Consider the following 19,245-nt stretch of genomic DNA (forward strand, 5'->3'; position numbering starts at 1 on the left):
CCTACTCCGAACATTGTGGACGCGGATCGTTTCGGTTGTCAAGCACCTGGGGTGCTGCTACTCTGAACTTATCAACTGAAAGGAGCTGTCGTGGCCACGCCTCTCGGCGAAAAAATTCGTACTTTGCGTAAGAGCAAGGGCTTCACCCTCGATCGACTGGCTGAACTGTCGGAATCGAGCAAGAGCTACATCTGGGAGCTTGAGAACAAGGATCCGCCGCGGCCCTCGGCCGACAAGATCGCGAAGATCGCGGTCGCCCTAGCTGTTACCCCGGACTACCTTATTACCGAGGAGGTGGCTGTTGAGGATGCCACCGATACTGCCTTCTTTCGCAAATACCGGCGCATGGATCCAGGGGTCAAAGAAAAGATCAGGAAAATGCTCGACGTTATGGGGGAGGACGGCGAGTGAGCTGGTCGGCGGAGCGCTGGGCATTCGAACTGACAAAGCTTCTGAATGCCGCACTCGGCCCAGACCGTTTTCCGGTCGACGTCCGCCAGGTTGCGATCGAGGTCTCGAAGCAGCGGTTTCCTGATGACCGGATCGTCGACGTCGTCGGCGCAAACCTACCGAACTTTGACGGCGCCCTCTACCGCATGAGGACCGGTGGCGGTTGGAAGATCGTCTACAACAATGCCATCGCTTCGGCCGGCCGCATCAACTTCACGCTGGCGCACGAGCTCGGTCACTACTTCCTGCATCGTCTGGCCTATCCGAACGGCTTTGAGTGCGGTCAGCAGGAAGTCGTGCGCTGGGATACGGAGTATGGCCAGATCGAGGCCCAGGCGAATGAGTTTGCGGCGACGCTGCTTATGCCGCTTGACGATTTCCGGCGCCAAATTTCTGCCCGCGAAAGGGTCGACCTCGAGCGCCTCAAGGAGTGCGCCGCCCGCTACCGGGTATCGCTCATTGCCGTTGTTCTACGGTGGCTGCGTTACACCGAGCGTCGGGCGGTCATCGTGGTATCTCGTGACGGTTTTATTCTCTGGTCGAGGGCCAGTGCCGCAGCACATCGCAGCGGCGCGTTCTTCCGAACGTCAAATGTCACGGTCCCTGTTCCGGACAATTCACTCGCAGCCAATACCCAAAATCTGGTCGGCGGGCGAGGCGATGTCGATCACCGCGCCGGTGTGTGGCTTGCAGATCCGGTACGCGAGATGACAATTCACGCAGAACAATACGATTTCTCCATATCATTGCTGACGCTCGACGATGCAACACCGCGATTTACTCAACCCGATGAAGAGCGTGAGCCTGATGCGTCTGATCGCTTCGCTGCAAAGCCACGTGAACGGTTTTCCATCGGCTAGCTTGCGACCCTGGGAAGCTCATCCCGTTGGGTCGTGTAGCCCAGCGATTTTCGATGGAACGTTGTAGACCCGCCTCCGTAGCCCATGGCAGCGGGAATCAGTGCATTCCGACCGGACCGCCATTCACCTCGTCCATGGCCTGGTTGAACCGCACTCGCTGCGACCGGTCGATCGCCGCCAGCAGCGACGTCTGCACCATATTCACCGGCGCCGGTTTTGTGCGTATGACCGCTTGCTGATTGCCCGAATGTCCATAATTCTCGCCAAATTGGGAGATTGCTGGGAATGCGCATGGTTCATCTTGATGCGAAAGCCCGTCGGAAGATCGTGGAGCTGAAGAACATTGCTGTCGCCAATTTCTCGAGTTCGCACTGGCTCGAGTTGGGGACGCTGACAAACCAGTACGATTTGGTGGACAACCACGGCCGCCTTCTCCGAAGCCTGAGCTTTGGGGATGACGACTATGACGGATGCGCGATACAGGTCCTGACGAGTATCGCCGAGGCCGCCGATGAAAATCTAGCCGAGATTGAGGATTACATAATCTCGAGGTTCGGCGGGGGAGGTCACAGCGTCTCGAGCTCGGCGCAGGCTGGCCCGAGGATCTATTTCCAGCCATCGGTGTTCTCGATGCCCTCCGAGAAGCCCGATCCAAGTCTTCTGTCAGCCATGATGCCGTTCACAGGCAGCTTCGCAGGGGTGTATCAGGCGATCCAGCAAGCCAGCCGGAACAACGGCATGACCTGCGAGCGTGCCGATAACATCTGGAAGGAATCGGCCGTGATACAGGACATTTTCGGGCTGATCTTCCGGTCGTATATCGTCGTCTGCGACTTCACGGGAAAGAATCCCAACGTGTTTTACGAGGCCGGTATCGCCCACACGTTGGGCAAGCATGTCATACCGATTACGCAGTCCGCCGACGACATTCCGTTCGACCTGCGTCATCACCGCTACCTTCTTTACTTGAACAACGGCGAGGGGCTTTCGGTCCTACAACACAAGCTGTCCGAGCGCATTGCAACGCTCTATACCGACAGTCTGGCGCGTCTGTTTTCCAACTCTTGAGCGGCCAATGGCCGACTTTGCAATTTTCCGCGGACGGCGCGGCAAGTTTCCGCCTTCCTTGCTCAAAAGCAGGTGGTCCGCTTATGATGCGGTGGACGGCTCTCCTCCGCCTTGCGGCTATAGTCGCTGGGCCAGAGCTGGAGGAGAGCTGAGATGGACAAGGGTACGACGATTGGTCTGGATATCGCGAAGTCCGTGTTTCAAGTCCACGGCGTAGATGCCGTGGGCCAGGTTGTCATTCGAAGGAAGCTGACCCGTGGGCGAGTGCTGGGGTTCTTCGAGAAGCTGCCGCGATGTCTGGTCGGGATCGAAGCCTGCAGTTCCTCGCACTATTGGGCGAGAGAGCTGACCGCACGAGGTCATGATGTGCGACTGCTGCCGGCACAGTATGTGAAGCCCTATTTGAAGCGACAGAAGAACGATGCGGCCGATGCCGAGGCCATCTGCGAGGCGGTGACCAGGCCGACCATGCGCTTCGTCCCGGTGAAGTCACCCGAGCAGCAGAGCGTGATGATGCTGCACCGGGTTCGGTTGATGCTCAACCGCCAGCGCACGCAGATATCGAACGCGTTGCGGGCCCATCTGTCCGAGTTCGGAGTCGTGGCGCCGATCGGGCGGATCGGGATCGAGCAACTGCTTGTCGTCATTAACGACGATAACGACACGAGGATACCGGCTGACGCGCGGCTCTGTCTGCGGATGCTCGAGGCGCAGCTCACAGTCGTGAAGGCACAGATCCTCGAGAACGATCGCAGGGTGCGGGCGAGTGCACGAGAGACCGAGCTGGGTCGCAGGTTGATGGAGATACCAGGGGTGGGCCCGCTGTTGGCGAGTGCGTTCGTCGCGACCGTCGCCGATCCGCTCGCATTCAAGTCGGGGCGATGCCTCTCGGCCTGGATCGGGCTCGTTCCCAAGCAGAACTCAAGCGGGGGCAAGGAGAAGCTCGGCAGCATCTCCAAAGCCGGCAATCGATACCTGCGCCAGCTGCTCGTGGTCGGAGCGATGGCGGTCATCCGCTATGCCGAGCGGCACGGGACGAGGCGACCCTGGCTCGTGCAGCTGATGGCCCGACGAACGACGAAGGTGGCGGCGGTCGCGCTCGCCAACAAGACCGCCCGGATGGTCTGGGCACTGATGACGAACGGCGAGCGCTACAAGGAGCCGATCATCGCATAAATCGAGATAGGGCGAGTGATCGCCGACGAGTTGGAAAGGGCGAACAGGAGCTAATGCACAGAGCCGGTTGAAACCGCCGGATCAGGAAAACCCACTGGGGCCGTGCACCTCGAGTGCGAGCTTTCGATCGGGACCTGAGCCGCGCGAATGGCATTATGGCCAGCGGCGCGTGAAAAGCCGCACTTACAGGTCGGATACATGGCCGCACCAACCAGCAACTGCAAAATGCTCAAATAAACCCTTGCCAACGGAGAGCCGTCCATACACGGCCCCAAGGCTGCCAATCAGCAGCGCGCATTTTGCAGCCAAGTGGAATCACTTGGCGCCGCAGAAATGCGGCTAAGACAAATAGATGGAGCGCAGTTCAATCTGACATATCCCGCTCTAGTCGGAACGGCGATAGGCCACAACCTCGCCAGGCACGCACAGGCTTTGCAAGAAGCCAGGTGCCGCGCCGCCGATCCAGCCCAGCACCGAGCGGGCGAGCTCGGCGCCGGCCAGCCGGAAGTCCTCGTTGACCACCAGCAATTCCCTGCGGAACAGGTGCAGCAGGTCGGACGACTGCTTGGACACCACGTCGACGTCCCGGCCGAGCTTGAGGCCGGCGTCCTCGATGCCGGCGACGATGGCGAGGGTAGCGGCGGCGGCACTGCTGACGAAACCGTCCGGCCTGACCTCGCGGCGCATCAGCTGCGCGGTCCTCATCCTGATCTGCTCGATCGAATGGTCGACCGAAACGGTGTTGAACGGGATCTCGCTGGCGCCGACCTCGCTCAGCGCATCGGTGAAACCGCTCAGCGTATGACTGTGGTAGGTCAGCTCGACTGGGGGCGCCAGCAGAGCCAGCCTGCGGCGGCCGATGCCGGCCAGGTGGCGCACAGCCTCGGTCGCGAACGCGTAGTTGTCGAAGTCATGGTAGGGGTGGATCAGCCCCATATCGGTGCGGCCGTGCGTGGCGAAGGGGATGCCACGCTCGAGCATGTAACGGGCCCTGGGGTCATTCGGCTGGGTGCGCGAAATGATGACGCCGTCGGCGGAGCCGGTCTCCACCAGATAGCGTATCGGGTCCAGGGGATCCTGCGAGCGTGAATAGGGCGTAACGATCAGGTGATAGGGTGTGTCGGCGATGACTTCCGAGACGCCGTAGATGATATCAGAGACAAAGCTCATGATCTCGCGCTCGGTGTTGAGCACGAGGCTTATGACGTTGGTCTTGCCGGTCCGCAGGCGCACACCGGCACGATTGGGGCGATAGCCGATCTGCTTGGCGACGAGCTGGACGCGCCGCCTTGTTTCGGCGCCGATCTCGGGCGCGTCCTTCAGCGCCCGCGACACGGTGGTGACGCCCAGCCCGGTCATGAAGGCAAGCGTCTTCAGTGTCGGCCGGCCCAGTCCCGACGCCTCGTCGTCCTTTTCCGTCTGGTCTCTGTCCATTCATCCCGCCGGTCAGGCGCATAGCAGTTGCCGTGCAGATCGGCAATCGGCGGGTCGCCCGCCTGATGAACACCCTATATACTGAAACGTTACAGATTGTCACTTGCCATCGCGCAGCGGCCAGTAAAAGCTAACCTGGATGAGTGGCGCTCCGTTCGACGCAAAGTCGTATGCGTCGGCAAGGGCTTGTCCGCTGAGCAAGGTTTTGCCGAATGTCACGCATTGCAGCATCATTTTTGCCATGCAGCCTGGCTTGCTGCGGCGCAGTGGGTGGACATTGCACGGCGAGTTTGTTTGCGGCTCGAAAAAATGCCGAACTGCTCCTGTTCGGGGTTGCGCGCCTCCAACAATTGCCGTATCGAAAATCTGTAACGTTTCAGATTCTGGGAGGAGCCGAAATGCGATACCAATTCATGACCGCTGCGTTGGCGATGACAACCGCGCTGCCATTTGCCAGCCCGGCGGCAGCGACGGATCTGGAAGTCACCCATTGGTGGACTTCGGGCGGGGAGGCGGCGGCGGTCGCCGAATTCGCCAAGGCGTTCGACGCGACAGGCAATCATTGGGTCGACGGCGCCATTGCCGGCTCCGGCGGCACGGCGCGGCCGATCATGATCAGCCGCATCACTGGCGGCGACCCTATGGGCGCCACCCAGTTCAACCACGGAAGGCAAGCGGAAGAATTGGTGCAGGCCGGTCTGATGCGCGATTTGACCGAGCTGGCCACCAGGGACAAGTGGGCGGAAATCGTCCAGCCGAAGAGCCTGCTCGACGGCTGTACCCTCGACGGCAAGATCTATTGCGTGCCGGTCAACATTCACTCCTGGCAGTGGCTGTGGCTGTCGAACGGCGCCTTCGAAAAGGCCGGTGTGCCGGTGCCGAAGAATTGGAATGAATATGTTGCAGCAGCCCCTGCGCTGGAGAAGGCAGGCATCATACCGCTCGCGGTCGGCGGGCAGCCCTGGCAATCCTCCGGGGCTTTCGACGTGCTGCTTACGGCGGTCGGCGGCACGGACGCCTTCTTGAAGGTCTATCGCGACAAGGATGCCGAATTCGCCGCCGGGCCCGAGGTCGCCAAGGTATTCAAGGCCGCGGACGATGCCCGCAAGATGGCGAAGAACACCAATGTGCAGGACTGGAACCAGGCCACCAATCTCGTCATCTCCGGCAAGGCCGGCGGCCAGATCATGGGCGACTGGGCGCAGGGCGAGTTCCAGGTTGCCGGCCAGACCGCCGGCAAGGACTATACGTGTCTTCCCGGCCTTGGCCTGAACGAGGTCATCGCCACCGGCGGCGACGCCGTCTACTTCCCGCTGCTGCAGGACGCTGAAAAGTCCAAGGCGCAGGAAGCGCTGGCCGAAACGCTGCTCGATCCCAAGACGCAGGTCGCCTTCAACCTCAAGAAGGGCTCGCTGCCGGTGCGCGTCGATATCGACCTCAAGGCGGCGAACGACTGCATGAAGAAAGGGCTCGACATCCTGGCCAAGGGCAGCGTCATGCCCTGGACGGACCAGCTGCTGTCGCAGGACACCCAAAAGCAGAAGGAGGACCTTTTCTCCGAGTTCTTCGCCAAGCCTGATATGACCGTGGAAGATGCGCAAAAGCGCTTCGCCGACATCGTCGCCTCAGCGGACTGACGATCGACGAACCGCTCGCTCCCGGCCCGCGACCGCGGGGCCGGGAGCTCCGGGACAAGTCTTGACCCTCCCGCCCTTACCCGACGGCTGTGCAGATGAGCAAGAGCGAACGCCCCAACCAACTCTTCCGCAACCTCAACGCCAAGGTCGCCTCGATTCCGATGGTCCTCACCGCACTGGTGATCTTCGTCGGCGGCAGCGCCTGGACGGTGCTCTATTCCTTCACCAATTCAAAACTGCTGCCGCGGCTGAACTTCGTCGGGCTCGACCAGTATTATCGGCTGTGGTCGACGCCGCGCTGGCTGGTCTCGATCGAGAACCTCCTGGTCTACGGCGTGCTGTCGCTGGTGTTCTCTCTGGTCATCGGCTTCATGCTGGCGGCGTTGCTCGATCAGAAGATCCGCTTCGAAGACACGTTCCGCACTATCTTCCTCTACCCCTTCGCGCTTTCCTTCATCGTCACCGGCCTTGTCTGGCAGTGGCTGCTCAACCCGGAGTTCGGAATCCAGGGGGTGGTGCGCGGCCTGGGCTGGGAAAGCTTCAATTTCGATCCGCTCTACAATTCCAACATCGTCATCTACGGCATATTGATCGCCGCGCTTTGGCAAGGCACCGGGCTCATCATGTGCCTGATGCTGGCGGGCCTGCGCGGCATCGACGAGGATATCTGGAAGGCCGCGCGGGTGGATGGGATACCCACGTTGAAGACCTATCTCTTCATCATCATCCCGATGATGCGACCGGTCTTCATCACCGCGCTTGTCATCATCGCTGCCGGTATCGTCAAGGTCTATGACCTGGTCGTCGCCCAGACCAGCGGCGGTCCCGGCATCGCCTCCGAAGTGCCGGCCAAATATGTCTATGACTACATGTTCTTCGCCCAGAACCTCGGCCAGGGTTTTGCTGCCTCGACGATGATGCTGCTGTCGGTGGTGGTCGTCATCGTGCCGTGGGCCTATCTCGAATTCGGAGGCAGCAAGCGTGGCTGATCTTGCCGTTCCCCTGCCTGCCACTACGGGCTCTATCGGGCTCGAGGCATCCGGGCCGCGAGGACCGAAGCCGCGGCATGTGTTCTCGCGCCGCAACATCTTCCTCTATGGCACGCTCATCGTGGTGGCGCTGTACTATCTGCTGCCGCTCTACGTGATGGTGGTGACGTCGCTCAAAGGCATGCCGGAGATACGCCTCGGCAACATCTTCTCACCGCCGCTCGAGATCACCTTTGAGCCTTGGGTGAAGGCCTGGTCCAGCGCCTGCACCGGCCTCAACTGCGACGGACTCTCGCGCGGCTTCTGGAATTCGGTGCGCATCACCGTTCCGTCGGTCATCCTGTCGATCGCGATCGCTTCCGTGAACGGCTACGCGCTTGCCAACTGGCGCTTCAAGGGCGCCGACACTTTCTTCGTCATCCTGATCGTCGGCGCCTTCATCCCCTACCAGGTGATGATCTATCCGATCGTCATTATCCTGCGCGAAATCGGCCTCTATGGCAGCCTGAGCGGTCTGGTGATCGTCCATTCCATCTTCGGCATGCCGATCCTGACCCTGTTGTTCCGCAACTATTTTTCTTCCACGCCGGATGAACTGTTCCGGGCGGCGCGCGTCGACGGCGCGGGCTTCTGGGGCATCTATTTCCGTATCATGCTGCCGATGTCGCTGCCGATCTTCGTCGTCGCCATCATCCTGCAGGTGACCGGCATCTGGAACGACTTCCTGTTCGGTGTCGTCTACACTCGCCCCGACACATATCCGATGACGGTGCAGCTCAACAATATCGTCAACTCGGTGCAGGGCGTGAAGGAATACAACGTCAATATGGCCGCCACCATCCTGACCGGCCTCGTACCGCTCGTCGTCTACTTCGTTTCCGGCAAGCTCTTCGTGCGTGGCATCGCTGCCGGCGCGGTGAAAGGATGATGATGACAAGAATGGAAAATCCCAGTGTCTCGATCCAGGACCTGTCGCTGAATTTCGGCGCAGTGTCGGTGCTGGAGACGCTCAACATCGATGTCGCCGAGGGCGAGTTCATCGTGCTTCTCGGCCCGTCCGGCTGCGGCAAGTCGACTTTGCTCAACTGCATCGCCGGTCTGCTCGACGTTTCCGACGGCCGCATCTTCATCAAGGGCAAGAACGTCACCTGGGAGGAGCCCAAGGACCGTGGCATCGGCATGGTGTTCCAGTCCTATGCGCTCTACCCGCAGATGACTGTCGAGAAGAACCTGTCCTTCGGGCTGCGCGTTGCCGGCATCCCCAGGGAGGAGATCGCCAAGCGCATCGCGCGGGCCGCAGAAATCCTGCAGATCGAGCCACTGCTGCAACGCAAGCCGTCGGCGCTTTCGGGCGGCCAGCGCCAGCGTGTGGCCATCGGGCGGGCGCTGGTGCGCGACGTCGACGTCTTCCTTTTCGATGAGCCGCTTTCCAATCTCGACGCCAAGCTGCGCGCGGAACTGCGTGTTGAGATCAAGCTGCTGCACAGCAAGCTGCAGAACACCATGATCTATGTCACCCACGATCAGATCGAGGCGATGACGCTGGCCGACCGTATCGCGGTGATGAAGGGCGGCGTGATCCAGCAGCTCGACGCACCGCAGACGATCTACAATCGCCCGGTCAACCGGTTCGTCGCCGGCTTCCTCGGCTCGCCGGCGATGAATTTCCTCGACGGCAGGCTGGAGAAGGACGATGGCAACTGGCGATTCGTCGCCGAGGATGTGCGGATCCCGCTTGCCACCTACGCTTTCGAAAAGGAGCCCGTGCCGGGGGCGGCCGTCTTCGGTATCCGGCCCGAGCATGTCGCGTTCAACAGCGGCGCTGGATGGCCTTTCACAGCCACGGCGAATGTCGTGGTCGTCGAACCCATGGGTTCCGACACGCTGGTCTGGCTGAAGCTCGGAAATCAGAATTTCACCGTGCGGGTGACTTCTGAGCGCACGCCAAACAATGCCGACACGGTGAGCATCGGTTTTGACCCGATGCGCGCTTCGCTGTTCGACGCCGCCACCGGCAACCGCCTCTAATTCCCAAGAACTTCACCTCAAGCACATCCATCCCCAGAGAACGGACAGAGACGATGAACTGGTCATTCCAACTTTACAGCGCGCGAAATTTCCAACCTTGGAAAGGGGTGCTCAAGATGCTGGGCGAGCTCGGCTACGCGCAAGTCGAGGGGTTCGGCGGCGTCTATGACGACCCCAAGGCGTTTCGGGCCGAACTCGACAAGAACGGGCTTGCCATGCCGACCGGCCATTTCTCGATCGATGCGCTCGAGACGGATTTCGATGGCGTACGCAAAATCGCCGACGCGCTCGGCATCACGCTGCTCATCTGCCCCTATCTGGTCGCCGAGAGCAGACCAACCGACACGGCCGGCTGGCGCGGCTTCGGCGCACGCCTGGCCAAGGTCGGCGAGGCGGCTGGCAAAGCCGGCTACGGCTTTGCGTGGCACAACCATGATTTTGAGTTCAAGAAGCTTGCCGACGGCTCGATGCCGCAGGAGCACATCCTCGCGGCGGCACCCGACATCGGCTGGGAGATGGACGTGGCCTGGGTGGTGCGCGGCGGCGGCGATCCGCTGCCCTGGATCGAGAAGTATGGCAAACGTATCGTCGCCGTCCATGTCAAGGACATTGCCAAGCCTGGCGAGGGCGTTGACGAGGACGGCTGGTCCGATGTCGGCCACGGCACGATCGACTGGGCCGGCCTGATTAAGGCGCTGCGCGCCAAGAGTGCCGCCAAATACTACGTCATGGAACAGGATAATCCCAACGACATCGAGCGTTTCGCTCGCCGCTCGATCGCAGCCGCCAGGACCTATTAGGAGCAAATCAGCATGGCAAGAAAACTTGGGATCGGCGTTGTAGGCTGCGGCAACATTTCGAAAGCATATTTTTCGCTGGCGCCGCTGTTTCGCGGCATCGAGATGCGCGCCTGCGCGGATATCAACATGGATGCGGCCAAGGCGCGGGCGAAGGAGTTCAAGCTGCGCGCCGAGACGGTCGAAGGGCTGCTCAAGGCCGGCGACATCGACATCATCGTCAATCTCACCATTCCGGCGGTGCACTACGAGGTATCGAAACAGATCCTCGATGCCGGCAAGCACGTCTATTCGGAAAAGCCGTTCGTGCTGTCGGTCATGGAAGGGCTCGATCTGAAGAAGTTGGCCGAGCGAGACGGACTGCGCATCGGCTCGGCGCCGGACACTTTCCTCGGTGGCGCGCACCAGCTTGTCCGCAACCTGATCGACACTGGCAAGCTCGGCAAGATCACCAGCGGCACATGCCATGTGATGAGCCATGGGATGGAGCATTGGCACCCCAATCCGGACTTCTTCTTCCAGCCTGGCGCCGGTCCGGTGCTCGATATCGGACCCTATTACATCACCAATCTGATCCAGCTGATCGGACCGGTGAAGCAGGTGGCAGCCTTTGCTTCGATCCCGAAGACAGAACGCACGATCTCGTCCAAGCCTCGCGCGGGCGAAAAAATCCTGGTCGCCACGCCGACGACGATTCATGGCGTGATGGAGTTCGAGAATGGCGCCGTGGTGACGCTCAATACCAGCTGGGACGTGTGGAGCCATGGCCACGCGCCGATGGAACTCTACGGCGAGTTGGGCACGGTGTTTTTGCCGGATCCGAATTTCTTCGGCGGCGACGTTCGCTTTACCGACGCCGCCAAGCCGGTCAAGAAGCTGCCGAAATGGAAGCATCCGTTCGGCGTGGCCAACCAGATGCATTCGCACGGCATGATGGCCAACTATCGCACCGCCGGTCTCGCCGACATGGCGCTGGCGATTGCGGAAGGCCGGCCGCACCGGTGCTCGATGGAGCTGGCGCTGCATGCCGTGGATGTGATGACCGGCATGTTGCGGTCGGGCGCGAGCGGAAAGTTCGTTGCCATGCAGACCACCTGCGAACGCCCTGCGGCACTGGGCGTCAAGGATGCGGAAGCGCTCTTGGCGAACAAGAAAGGGCTCCTGGCGAAGAAGAAATAGGGCAAGCGCTTCAGTGATTGCGACATGTGTTGTTTACCGTCGACCCCTCTCCCCATAGAAACGGCGAGACGCTAAGGGTGAGGGGCAGAGCCGACTCACCCTTTTTTGCGGTGGCAACTGCCGGGCTCGAATTGATTTAAAGGACTTCCCATGCCCTATGTGCCTGCCGAAAACCGCTACGAGAAAATGATCTACAATCGCTGCGGGCGATCCGGCCTGAAATTGCCGGCGATCTCGCTCGGCCTCTGGCACAATTTCGGGGACGACACGCCGCACCGGACCAAGCAGGCGATCGCGCGCAAGGCCTTCGATCTCGGCATCACGCATTTCGACCTCGCCAACAATTACGGCCCGCCGCCCGGTTCGGCTGAGACAGCTTTCGGCGAAATCCTGCGGACGGATTTCTCCTCCTATCGCGACGAGCTGATCATCTCGACCAAGGCCGGCTACGAGATGTGGGCCGGACCTTATGGTGAATGGGGCGGGCGCAAATATGTGCTGGCCAGCCTCGACCAAAGCCTGAAGCGGATGGGGCTCGACTATGTCGACATCTTCTATTCGCACCGTTTCGATCCCGATACTCCGCTGGAAGAAACGATGGGTGCGCTCGATCATGCGGTGCGCTCGGGTAAGGCGCTTTATGCCGGCATCTCTTCCTACAATTCGCAGCGCACGCGCGAGGCCGCCGACATTTTGAAGCAGCTCGGTACGCCTTGCGTCATCCATCAGCCGAGCTATTCGATGCTCAACCGATGGGTCGAGGACGATGGTTTGCTCGACACGCTGGAGGGGCTCGGCGTCGGCTCGATCGTGTTCACGCCGCTGGCGCAAGGCATGCTGACCGACAAATATCTCGGCGGCATCCCTGAGGGCAGCCGCGCCAGCCAAGGCAAGTCGCTGAGGCCGGCCTTCATCAACGACAAGACCATCGCCAACATCAAGGCGCTGAACGCGATTGCCGGCCGACGCGGCCAGACGTTGGCGCAGATGGCGCTGGCCTGGGTGCTGCGCAAGGGCCGGGTGACCTCGGCGCTGATCGGCGCCAGCCGGCCGGAACAGGTCGAGGATTGCGTCGGCGCGCTGAAGGCGCTCGACTTCAGCGATGCCGAGCTCGCGGAAATCGACACGTATGCGCGCGAAGCCGACATCAATCTGTGGGCCGCCTCCGCAGAGCGCAAAGGTCCGCCACGGAAGTGATCCACCACGGAAGTGGTCCACCACGGAAGTTTTTCACTACAGAAGTGACTGGCAACGCGTAGCCGACCAGGTGCGGCGGGAACTGCTCCCGCCGTTTTTATTTACTCGGCCCGCCAATGTCTGCTTCGAAATTTAAGCCTGCCCGGAGTTGGCCGGCTTCTGGGCCATGCCGACACAGAAACAGTAGCAAAAAGGCCCGTTCGTCGCTATCTGGATAGAACTGAAGCCGCTTGCATGCGGAAATGACGTGCGAGCGGCGCGAACGGGTTGGAAACAGGATCATGGCAGCAAGGGATGTGCTGACGAAAAACCAGTTGTGCGTGCTCGAGAAACTCGAGGCCGCCAGCGGGCCGCTCAGCGCCTATACATTGCTTGACCAGCTTCGCGAGCGGGGTTTTCGCGCACCGCTGCAGGTCTATCGCGCGCTCGACACGCTGGTTAAGTCCGGTTTCGTGCACAGGCTCGAAAGCCTCAATTCCTTTGTCGCCTGCGCCGAGCCGCACGACCACAGCCATTCGATGACCGCCTTTGCCATCTGCGACACATGCGGGCAGGTGACCGAATTTTCCGACCATGATGTCGGACACCGGCTCGACGAATGGGTGCGCTCGACTGGTTTCGTCGCGAAGAAGGCGGTGATCGAATTCCGCGGCACCTGTGCCAAATGCCTGGCCGAGGCGGCTTAAAGGTCTGGTATGCCGCGACTTAGCGGTGGATGCAGGAGGGAAGCGCCCCCCTCTGTCCTGCCGGACATCTCCCCCACTTGGGGGGAGATCGGCCATCATCCCGGCTTTCGCCAATCTCCAACGGAGCAAGATGGTTGCAGCGCCGAAGCTGCCAATCTCCCCCCTCGTGGGGGAGATGTCCGGCAGGACAGAGGGGGGCGCCAAGGATCGCTACAGATTGCAACTGGTCGCCGCGAAAATCCGCATGAGGTCCTAATGAGCCTCTTCCCAATTGTCGGCGGCGCGGGCATCGACATGCAGCGGCACCGACATCGACACCGCCGGCATCGCAGCGTTCTCCATCACATGGCGCACGACGGGGATCGTCGCCTCGACCTCCGCTTCGGCCGTCTCGAAGACCAGCTCGTCATGCACTTGCAGCAGCATACGGGCGGAAAGCTTCGCCTTTTCCAACGCATCGTCCATGCGTATCATGGCGCGGCGGATGATGTCGGCCGCGGTGCCCTGCAGCCGCGCGTTGATCGAGGCGCGCTCGTTGAAGGCACGGACTGACGGGTTTGACGACCGTATCTCCGGATAGTGGATGCGGCGGCCGAAGATTGTTTCGACGAAGCCGTATTCGCGGGCATAGGCTTTGGTAGCGTCGATATAGTCGCGGATGCCCGGGAAGCGTTCGAAATATTTCTTGATATAGGCGCCGGCCTCTTCGCGCGGGATCGACAGCTGGTTGGCGAGACCAAAGGCGGAAATGCCGTAGATGATGCCGAAATTGATCGCCTTGGCGCGGCGGCGTATCTCCGAGGGCATGCCCTCGACCGGCACGTTGAACATCTCCGACGCGGTGATGGCGTGGATGTCGGCGCCGTCGGCGAAGGCCTGTTTGAGCTGCGGGATCTCGGCGACATGGGCGAGCACGCGCAGCTCGATCTGGCTGTAGTCGGCGGAAACCAGCTTGTTACCCTTGTCGGCGATGAAGGCCGTCCTGATCTTCCGCCCCTCGATGGTGCGTACCGGAATGTTCTGCAGATTGGGATCGGAGGACGACAGCCGTCCCGTCGTTGTCGCGGCAAGGGCGTAGGAGGTGTGGACGCGCTTCGTATCGGGATGGACGAAACCGGGCAGTGCGTCGGTATAGGTCGATTTCAATTTGGTCAGCTGGCGCCAGTCGACGATCTTGCGCGGCAGCTCGTGGCCTTCGGCGGCGAGGTCTTCCAGGAGCTGCGCCGAGGTCGACCATTGGCCGGTCTTGGTTTTGGAGCCGCCGGGCAGGCCCATCCTGCCGAACAGGATGTCGCCGAGCTGTTTTGGCGAGCCGATATTGATGCGCTCGCCGACGAGCTGATAAATTTCATCCTCCAGCCGCGCGGCGCCTTGTGCCAGTTCGCCGGAGAGCCGCGACAGGATCTGCCGGTCGACGGAGATGCCGCGCTGCTCCATCCTTGCCAGCACCGGCACCAGCGGCCGTTCCAGCCGCTCGTAAACCGAGACGAGGCCTTTGGCGGCAAGCCGTGGCTTCAGCACCCGCCAGAGCCTGAGCGCGACATCGGCGTGCTCCGCGGCATAGGCTGTGGCCTTGTCGATGTCGATCTGGTCGAAGCCGACGAAGCTTCTTCCAGAGCCGGCCAGATCCTTGAGGGCAATGGTCGAGTGGCCGAGCCACTTTTCCGACAGAGCCGCCATGCCGTGGCCGCCTGAAGTGCCTGCGTCGAGCACGTAGGAAATCAGCATGGTGTCGTCGAAGGGGGCGACATCGATTCCGTGGCGGCTCATGACGACGAGGTCGTATTTCAGCTCCTGCACGATCTTGAGAACCGACTTGTCCTCCAGCAACGGCTTCAGAATGCCAAGCGCCTCTCGGATCGGGATCTGGTTTTCGACCACTCCGCCGCCGAGCAGGTCGCCGTTGCCGCTTTTGTGGGCTAACGGCACATAGGCCGCGCGACCGGGCGCGGTGGCCATGGACAGGCCGATCAGTTCGGCCTGCATCGGATCGGGCGAGGAGGCCTCGATATCGAAGGCGACGATGCCTGTCTCCATCGCCTCGGCGATCCAGGCCCTCAGCGTCGCGGCATCACGGATGGAGACGTATGCGCCGGTGTCGATCTTGCGGGCGGTCGCAGCCTCCAGGCGAAGCGCCGAAAGCAAAGAAGGCGTATCGCCTTGCTTGGCGGCTTCGGCGGGAGCCTCGTCGGACGGCGCAGGTATGTTCTCGGCAGCCGCCGGCGCGCCAAAGCCCATGTCGGGGCCATGTGCCGTATCGGCCCGCTCTATCGTAACGGCGGTGGCCGCGACGTCGCCTGGATCGGTTCCCGTCGCTTCGGCCACACGGCGGGTCAGCGAGGTGAATTCCATGGTCTTGAGGAAGCCGATCAGCCTGGCACCGTCGGGCGCCTGCAACACGAATTGGTCGAGCCCCTCGCTCACCGGAACGTCGTTCTTCAGCGTCACCAGCTCACGCGAAATGCGCGCCTTGTCGGCATTGGCGATGATCGATTCGCGCCGCTTGTCCTGCTTGATCTCGACGGCACGGGCGAGCAGCGTATCGAGATCGCCGAACTGTTCCAGCAATTGCGCCGCCGTCTTCGGCCCGATGCCGGGCACGCCCGGCACATTGTCGACCGAATCACCGGTCAGCGCCTGCAGGTCGATCATCTTTTCCGGCGGCACGCCCCATTTCTCGATCACCTCGGGGACGCCGATTTGGCGGTCCTTCATCGGGTCGTACATAGCGACCGTCGGGCCGACCAGTTGCATCAGATCCTTGTCGGAGGAGATGATGGTGGTGTCGGCGCCGGCTTCGCAGGCAAGCCGGCAATAGGTGGCGATCAGGTCGTCGGCTTCGTAGCCTTCTGTCTCGAGGCAGGGCAGGTTGAAGGCCCTGGTCGCCTGCCGGATCAGGCCGAATTGCGGAATCAGGTCTTCCGGCGGGGCCGAGCGGTTGGCCTTGTATTCGGGGTAGAGATCGCTGCGGAAGGTTTTCGACGAATAGTCGAAGATGACGGCGAAATGCGTCGGCACGATGCCGACATCGGTGTTGCGGGCGTCCTGCGTCAGCTTCCACACCATGTTGCAGAAGCCGAGCACGGCACTGGTCGGCAGCCCGTCGGATTTGCGGGTCAGCGGCGGTAGTGCGTGATACGCACGGAAGATGTAGCCGGAACCGTCGACAAGGAAGAGATGATCGCCTTTTTTCATGGGACGAAGGGATAGCGCGGCGCAGCGTCGTGGTCCATGCCAAAGGCGGCCTCAACCGCCGGTTCCGGCAACATCCCTGACAGTCGATCCGATCACGGGTATGTTACGAAAGTGTAATCTTCATGCCCTTGAATCGCCACGTTCGGAGACACAGATAAGCGCCATCGGCATTTTTCGCCGAAGTCCGGAGCAAGGCCCGTCCCCCGCCTATCCCGGACACTTGCGGCAGCCTATCCCCCTCTCCGGGCTGCCGCATCGTTTCGAGTAAAGGCCGCCGTGGTTCCCCTCCACCACGGCGGCATTTTTTTGCCTTTCGACGCCGGTGGTCCAACGACGGCCGGCTTTTCGTTTCTGCCTTGCGGCTTTAGGGTTGCTGCTCAGAATCGAAAGGCTTGATAAAAATGTCCAGAATTTCTCCCGTCCTCGATCGTCTCGACAAAAACCTCGACGAGAGCCTGGAACGCCTGTTTGGCCTGCTCAGGATCAAGTCGATGTCGACCGATCCGAGCTATGCCGCCGATTGCCGCAAGGCGGCGGAATGGCTGGTGGCGGAGCTCAAGCTGATCGGCTTCGACGCCAGCGTGCGTGACACGCCAGGTCATCCGATGGTGGTGGCGCACCATGACGGGCCGGCGGGCGCACCGCATGTCCTGTTCTATGGCCATTACGACGTGCAGCCGGTCGATCCGATCGAGCTCTGGGAAACCGACCCGTTCGCGCCTTCGGTGAAGGAGATCGAGCCCGGCCACCAGGTGATCACGGGACGTGGTTCGGCCGACGATAAGGGGCAACTGATGACCTTCGTTGAGGCTTGCCGCGCCTGGAAGCAGGTGCATGGCGGGCTGCCGTGCCGCATCACGATCCTGTTCGAAGGCGAGGAGGAGTCCGGCTCGCCATCGCTGAAGCCGTTCCTCGAGGCAAATGCGGCCGAACTCAAGGCCGACTTTGCGCTTGTCTGCGACACTGGCATGTGGGACCGCGATACGCCGTCCATCTGCGTTGCGCTGCGCGGGCTGGTCGGCGAGGAGATCACGGTGAAGGCCGCCGACCGCGACCTGCATTCCGGTCTCTATGGCGGTGCTGCTGCCAATCCAATCCGCATCCTGGCCAGGATATTGGCCGACATCCACGACGAGGACGGCCATGTCACCATTCCGGGGTTCTATGACGGCGTCGAAGAGACGCCTTCGCAGATCCTGAAGTCATGGGAGGCGCTCGGCGAAACCGCCGAGACATTCCTTGGGCCTGTCGGCCTGTCGATTCCGTCCGGCGAACAGGGGCGCTCGGTGCTCGAACTCACCTGGGCGCGGCCGACGGCCGAGTTCAACGGCATTATCGGCGGCTATACCGGCAAGGGGTTCAAGACGGTGATCGCGGCGGAAGCCTCGGCAAAAGTGTCCTTCCGCCTCGTCCACAAGCAGAATCCCCAGAAGATTCGCGCCGCTTTCCAAGGCTTCGTCAGGGAACGCCTCCCGGCCGACTGCTCAGTCGATTTCCAGCCGCATGGCGGCTCGCCGGCGATCCAGCTTTCCTACGACTCGCCGTTTCTCGCCAAGGCCAAGGACGCGCTGTCTGACGAATGGCCGAAACCGGCGGTGACGACGGGAAGCGGCGGCTCGATCCCGGTGGTCGGCGATTTCCAGACCTATCTCGGTATCGAATCGTTGCTGGTGGGTTTCGGGCTCGACGATGACCGCATCCATTCGCCGAACGAGAAGTACGAGATGAGTTCATTCCACAAGGGCCAGCGCTCCTGGGCGCGCATTCTCGATGCGCTGACACGCTGAGGGGGCGAGAATTCAACTTTCTGTTGATTTTTCATCGGATCGCGGCAAGGACGGGCTAGAGCGACGTGCGTCCAGCCGCGACCGGAGAATACGATGAGCGATATCCGCTTCCATAAGAACGACCTGCCGGGGCTCTTGCACTACGACGTCGGGGCGGTCGCCATCGACACGGAGACGCTGGGGCTCAATCCGCATCGCGACCGGCTTTGCGTAGTGCAGATCTCGCCGGGCGACGGTTCCGCCGACGTCATCCAGATCGCGCCCGGCCAGAAGAAGGCGCCAAACCTCGTCAGCCTGCTGAAGAACCGCAGCATAACCAAGCTGTTCCATTTCGGCCGTTTCGATCTCGCCGTGCTCTACAACGCCTTCGGCGTCATGCCGGAGCCGGTGTTCTGCACCAAGATCGCCTCGCGGCTTACCCGAACCTATACCGACCGGCACGGGCTGAAGGACATCTGCTTTGAGCTTCTCGGCGTCAGCCTGTCGAAAGCGCAGCAGTCATCGGACTGGGCGGCGGAGACGTTATCGCCCGAACAACTCGAATACGCCGCCTCCGACGTGCTCTATCTGCACCAGCTGCGCGATGTCCTGACAGCGCGGCTTGCGCGCGACAACCGGACCAGGGAGGCCGAAGCCTGCTTCCGCTTCCTGCCGACGCGTGCGAAACTCGACCTGATGGGCTGGGATGAGGCAGACATCTTCGCCCATAGCTAAGGCGGAACCTGGTGTTCGCCGCGACGTTCTGTCGGTCCGTGGAGGGAT

At 61.5% G+C, this 19,245-nt stretch carries 17 protein-coding genes; 14 read left to right on the forward strand and 3 right to left on the reverse strand.

Going from position 1 to position 19,245, the window contains the following annotated elements:
- Positions 1–90 precede the first annotated feature (90 nt).
- The 4 genes from A9K68_RS08065 to A9K68_RS08080 all read left to right on the forward strand — a co-directional run bounded on the left by A9K68_RS08065 (position 91) and on the right by A9K68_RS08080 (position 3,554).
- Complete coding sequence (locus A9K68_RS08065; protein ID WP_065009729.1) at positions 91–411, forward strand: helix-turn-helix domain-containing protein; 321 nt, start codon at positions 91–93, stop codon at positions 409–411.
- Positions 408–1,310: an ImmA/IrrE family metallo-endopeptidase gene (locus A9K68_RS08070; protein WP_065009728.1), complete on the forward strand. Its 903-nt coding sequence runs from the start codon at positions 408–410 to the stop codon at positions 1,308–1,310. The genes A9K68_RS08065 and A9K68_RS08070 overlap by 4 nt, the downstream gene beginning before the upstream one ends.
- A gap of 285 nt (positions 1,311–1,595) precedes the next feature.
- Positions 1,596–2,378 carry a hypothetical protein gene (locus A9K68_RS08075; protein ID WP_203546891.1) on the forward strand — a complete coding sequence of 261 codons (783 nt, stop codon included), beginning with the start codon at positions 1,596–1,598 and terminating at the stop codon, positions 2,376–2,378.
- Between the two features lie 153 nt (positions 2,379–2,531).
- Positions 2,532–3,554 (forward strand): IS110 family transposase, encoded by a 1,023-nt coding sequence (locus A9K68_RS08080; protein WP_065010339.1) that lies wholly within the window; start codon positions 2,532–2,534, stop codon positions 3,552–3,554.
- A 384-nt stretch (positions 3,555–3,938) separates the two neighbouring features.
- Here the strand turns inward: A9K68_RS08080 and A9K68_RS08085 are convergent, their stop codons facing one another.
- Together A9K68_RS08085 and A9K68_RS08090 are read right to left on the reverse strand one after the other, a co-directional pair.
- Positions 3,939–4,988, reverse strand: a complete 1,050-nt coding sequence (locus A9K68_RS08085; protein ID WP_065010163.1) for a LacI family transcriptional regulator — start codon at positions 4,986–4,988, stop codon at positions 3,939–3,941.
- A gap of 99 nt (positions 4,989–5,087) precedes the next feature.
- Positions 5,088–5,231: a hypothetical protein gene (locus tag A9K68_RS08090; RefSeq protein ID WP_156768449.1), complete on the reverse strand. Its 144-nt coding sequence runs from the start codon at positions 5,229–5,231 to the stop codon at positions 5,088–5,090.
- Positions 5,232–5,386: 155 nt separating this feature from the next.
- On the opposite strand from A9K68_RS08090, the gene A9K68_RS08095 reads away from it, so the two are divergent.
- From A9K68_RS08095 to A9K68_RS08130, 8 genes are all read left to right on the forward strand, one after another.
- Positions 5,387–6,625 (forward strand): ABC transporter substrate-binding protein, encoded by a 1,239-nt coding sequence (locus A9K68_RS08095; protein WP_065010162.1) that lies wholly within the window; start codon positions 5,387–5,389, stop codon positions 6,623–6,625.
- Positions 6,626–6,720: 95 nt separating this feature from the next.
- Complete coding sequence (locus A9K68_RS08100) at positions 6,721–7,614, forward strand: sugar ABC transporter permease (protein ID WP_065010161.1); 894 nt, start codon at positions 6,721–6,723, stop codon at positions 7,612–7,614.
- 34 nt (positions 7,615–7,648) lie between these two features.
- The gene (locus A9K68_RS08105) at positions 7,649–8,542 is read left to right on the forward strand and encodes a carbohydrate ABC transporter permease (protein ID WP_246811402.1); all 894 of its coding nucleotides are present in this window, start codon (positions 7,649–7,651) and stop codon (positions 8,540–8,542) included.
- A gap of 2 nt (positions 8,543–8,544) precedes the next feature.
- On the forward strand, positions 8,545–9,642 hold the full coding sequence (locus tag A9K68_RS08110; RefSeq protein WP_065010173.1) for an ABC transporter ATP-binding protein: 1,098 nt from the start codon (positions 8,545–8,547) through the stop codon (positions 9,640–9,642).
- Positions 9,643–9,695: 53 nt separating this feature from the next.
- Positions 9,696–10,442, forward strand: a complete 747-nt coding sequence (locus A9K68_RS08115) for a sugar phosphate isomerase/epimerase (protein ID WP_065010159.1) — start codon at positions 9,696–9,698, stop codon at positions 10,440–10,442.
- Positions 10,443–10,454: 12 nt separating this feature from the next.
- Complete coding sequence (locus A9K68_RS08120) at positions 10,455–11,618, forward strand: Gfo/Idh/MocA family oxidoreductase (protein WP_065010158.1); 1,164 nt, start codon at positions 10,455–10,457, stop codon at positions 11,616–11,618.
- 150 nt (positions 11,619–11,768) lie between these two features.
- Complete coding sequence (mgrA, locus tag A9K68_RS08125) at positions 11,769–12,815, forward strand: L-glyceraldehyde 3-phosphate reductase (protein ID WP_065010157.1); 1,047 nt, start codon at positions 11,769–11,771, stop codon at positions 12,813–12,815.
- A gap of 281 nt (positions 12,816–13,096) precedes the next feature.
- On the forward strand, positions 13,097–13,501 hold the full coding sequence (locus tag A9K68_RS08130) for a Fur family transcriptional regulator (RefSeq protein WP_065010172.1): 405 nt from the start codon (positions 13,097–13,099) through the stop codon (positions 13,499–13,501).
- A gap of 252 nt (positions 13,502–13,753) precedes the next feature.
- Here A9K68_RS08130 and polA read toward each other — a convergent pair whose 3' ends face one another.
- Positions 13,754–16,696, reverse strand: a complete 2,943-nt coding sequence (gene polA, locus A9K68_RS08135; RefSeq protein ID WP_065010155.1) for a DNA polymerase I — start codon at positions 16,694–16,696, stop codon at positions 13,754–13,756.
- A 401-nt stretch (positions 16,697–17,097) separates the two neighbouring features.
- Between polA and A9K68_RS08140 the strand changes: the two genes are divergently transcribed.
- Positions 17,098–18,483, forward strand: coding sequence for a M20/M25/M40 family metallo-hydrolase (locus A9K68_RS08140; RefSeq protein ID WP_065010154.1), 1,386 nt, complete (start codon positions 17,098–17,100; stop codon positions 18,481–18,483).
- Positions 18,484–18,576: 93 nt separating this feature from the next.
- Positions 18,577–19,197, forward strand: coding sequence for a ribonuclease D (locus A9K68_RS08145; RefSeq protein ID WP_029348220.1), 621 nt, complete (start codon positions 18,577–18,579; stop codon positions 19,195–19,197).
- Positions 19,198–19,245 lie beyond the last annotated feature (48 nt).

This window comes from Mesorhizobium sp. AA22, assembly GCF_001672375.2.
Lineage (GTDB): Bacteria > Pseudomonadota > Alphaproteobacteria > Rhizobiales > Rhizobiaceae > Mesorhizobium > Mesorhizobium wenxiniae.

What these genes read in the sequence shown, in the direction of transcription:
- A9K68_RS08080 (WP_065010339.1), top strand. Translation starts at nt 2,532, where the DNA reads ATGGACAAGGGTACGACGATTGGTCTGGATATCGCGAAGTCCGTGTTT.
- A9K68_RS08090 (WP_156768449.1), bottom strand. Translation starts at nt 5,231, where the DNA reads ATGGCAAAAATGATGCTGCAATGCGTGACATTCGGCAAAACCTTGCTC.
- A9K68_RS08085 (WP_065010163.1), bottom strand. Translation starts at nt 4,988, where the DNA reads ATGGACAGAGACCAGACGGAAAAGGACGACGAGGCGTCGGGACTGGGC.
- A9K68_RS08120 (WP_065010158.1), top strand. Translation starts at nt 10,455, where the DNA reads ATGGCAAGAAAACTTGGGATCGGCGTTGTAGGCTGCGGCAACATTTCG.
- A9K68_RS08095 (WP_065010162.1), top strand. Translation starts at nt 5,387, where the DNA reads ATGCGATACCAATTCATGACCGCTGCGTTGGCGATGACAACCGCGCTG.
- A9K68_RS08130 (WP_065010172.1), top strand. Translation starts at nt 13,097, where the DNA reads ATGGCAGCAAGGGATGTGCTGACGAAAAACCAGTTGTGCGTGCTCGAG.
- A9K68_RS08145 (WP_029348220.1), top strand. Translation starts at nt 18,577, where the DNA reads ATGAGCGATATCCGCTTCCATAAGAACGACCTGCCGGGGCTCTTGCAC.
- A9K68_RS08110 (WP_065010173.1), top strand. Translation starts at nt 8,545, where the DNA reads ATGACAAGAATGGAAAATCCCAGTGTCTCGATCCAGGACCTGTCGCTG.
- A9K68_RS08100 (WP_065010161.1), top strand. Translation starts at nt 6,721, where the DNA reads ATGAGCAAGAGCGAACGCCCCAACCAACTCTTCCGCAACCTCAACGCC.
- polA (WP_065010155.1), bottom strand. Translation starts at nt 16,696, where the DNA reads ATGAAAAAAGGCGATCATCTCTTCCTTGTCGACGGTTCCGGCTACATC.
- A9K68_RS08075 (WP_203546891.1), top strand. Translation starts at nt 1,596, where the DNA reads ATGCGCATGGTTCATCTTGATGCGAAAGCCCGTCGGAAGATCGTGGAG.
- mgrA (WP_065010157.1), top strand. Translation starts at nt 11,769, where the DNA reads ATGCCCTATGTGCCTGCCGAAAACCGCTACGAGAAAATGATCTACAAT.
- A9K68_RS08115 (WP_065010159.1), top strand. Translation starts at nt 9,696, where the DNA reads ATGAACTGGTCATTCCAACTTTACAGCGCGCGAAATTTCCAACCTTGG.
- A9K68_RS08140 (WP_065010154.1), top strand. Translation starts at nt 17,098, where the DNA reads ATGTCCAGAATTTCTCCCGTCCTCGATCGTCTCGACAAAAACCTCGAC.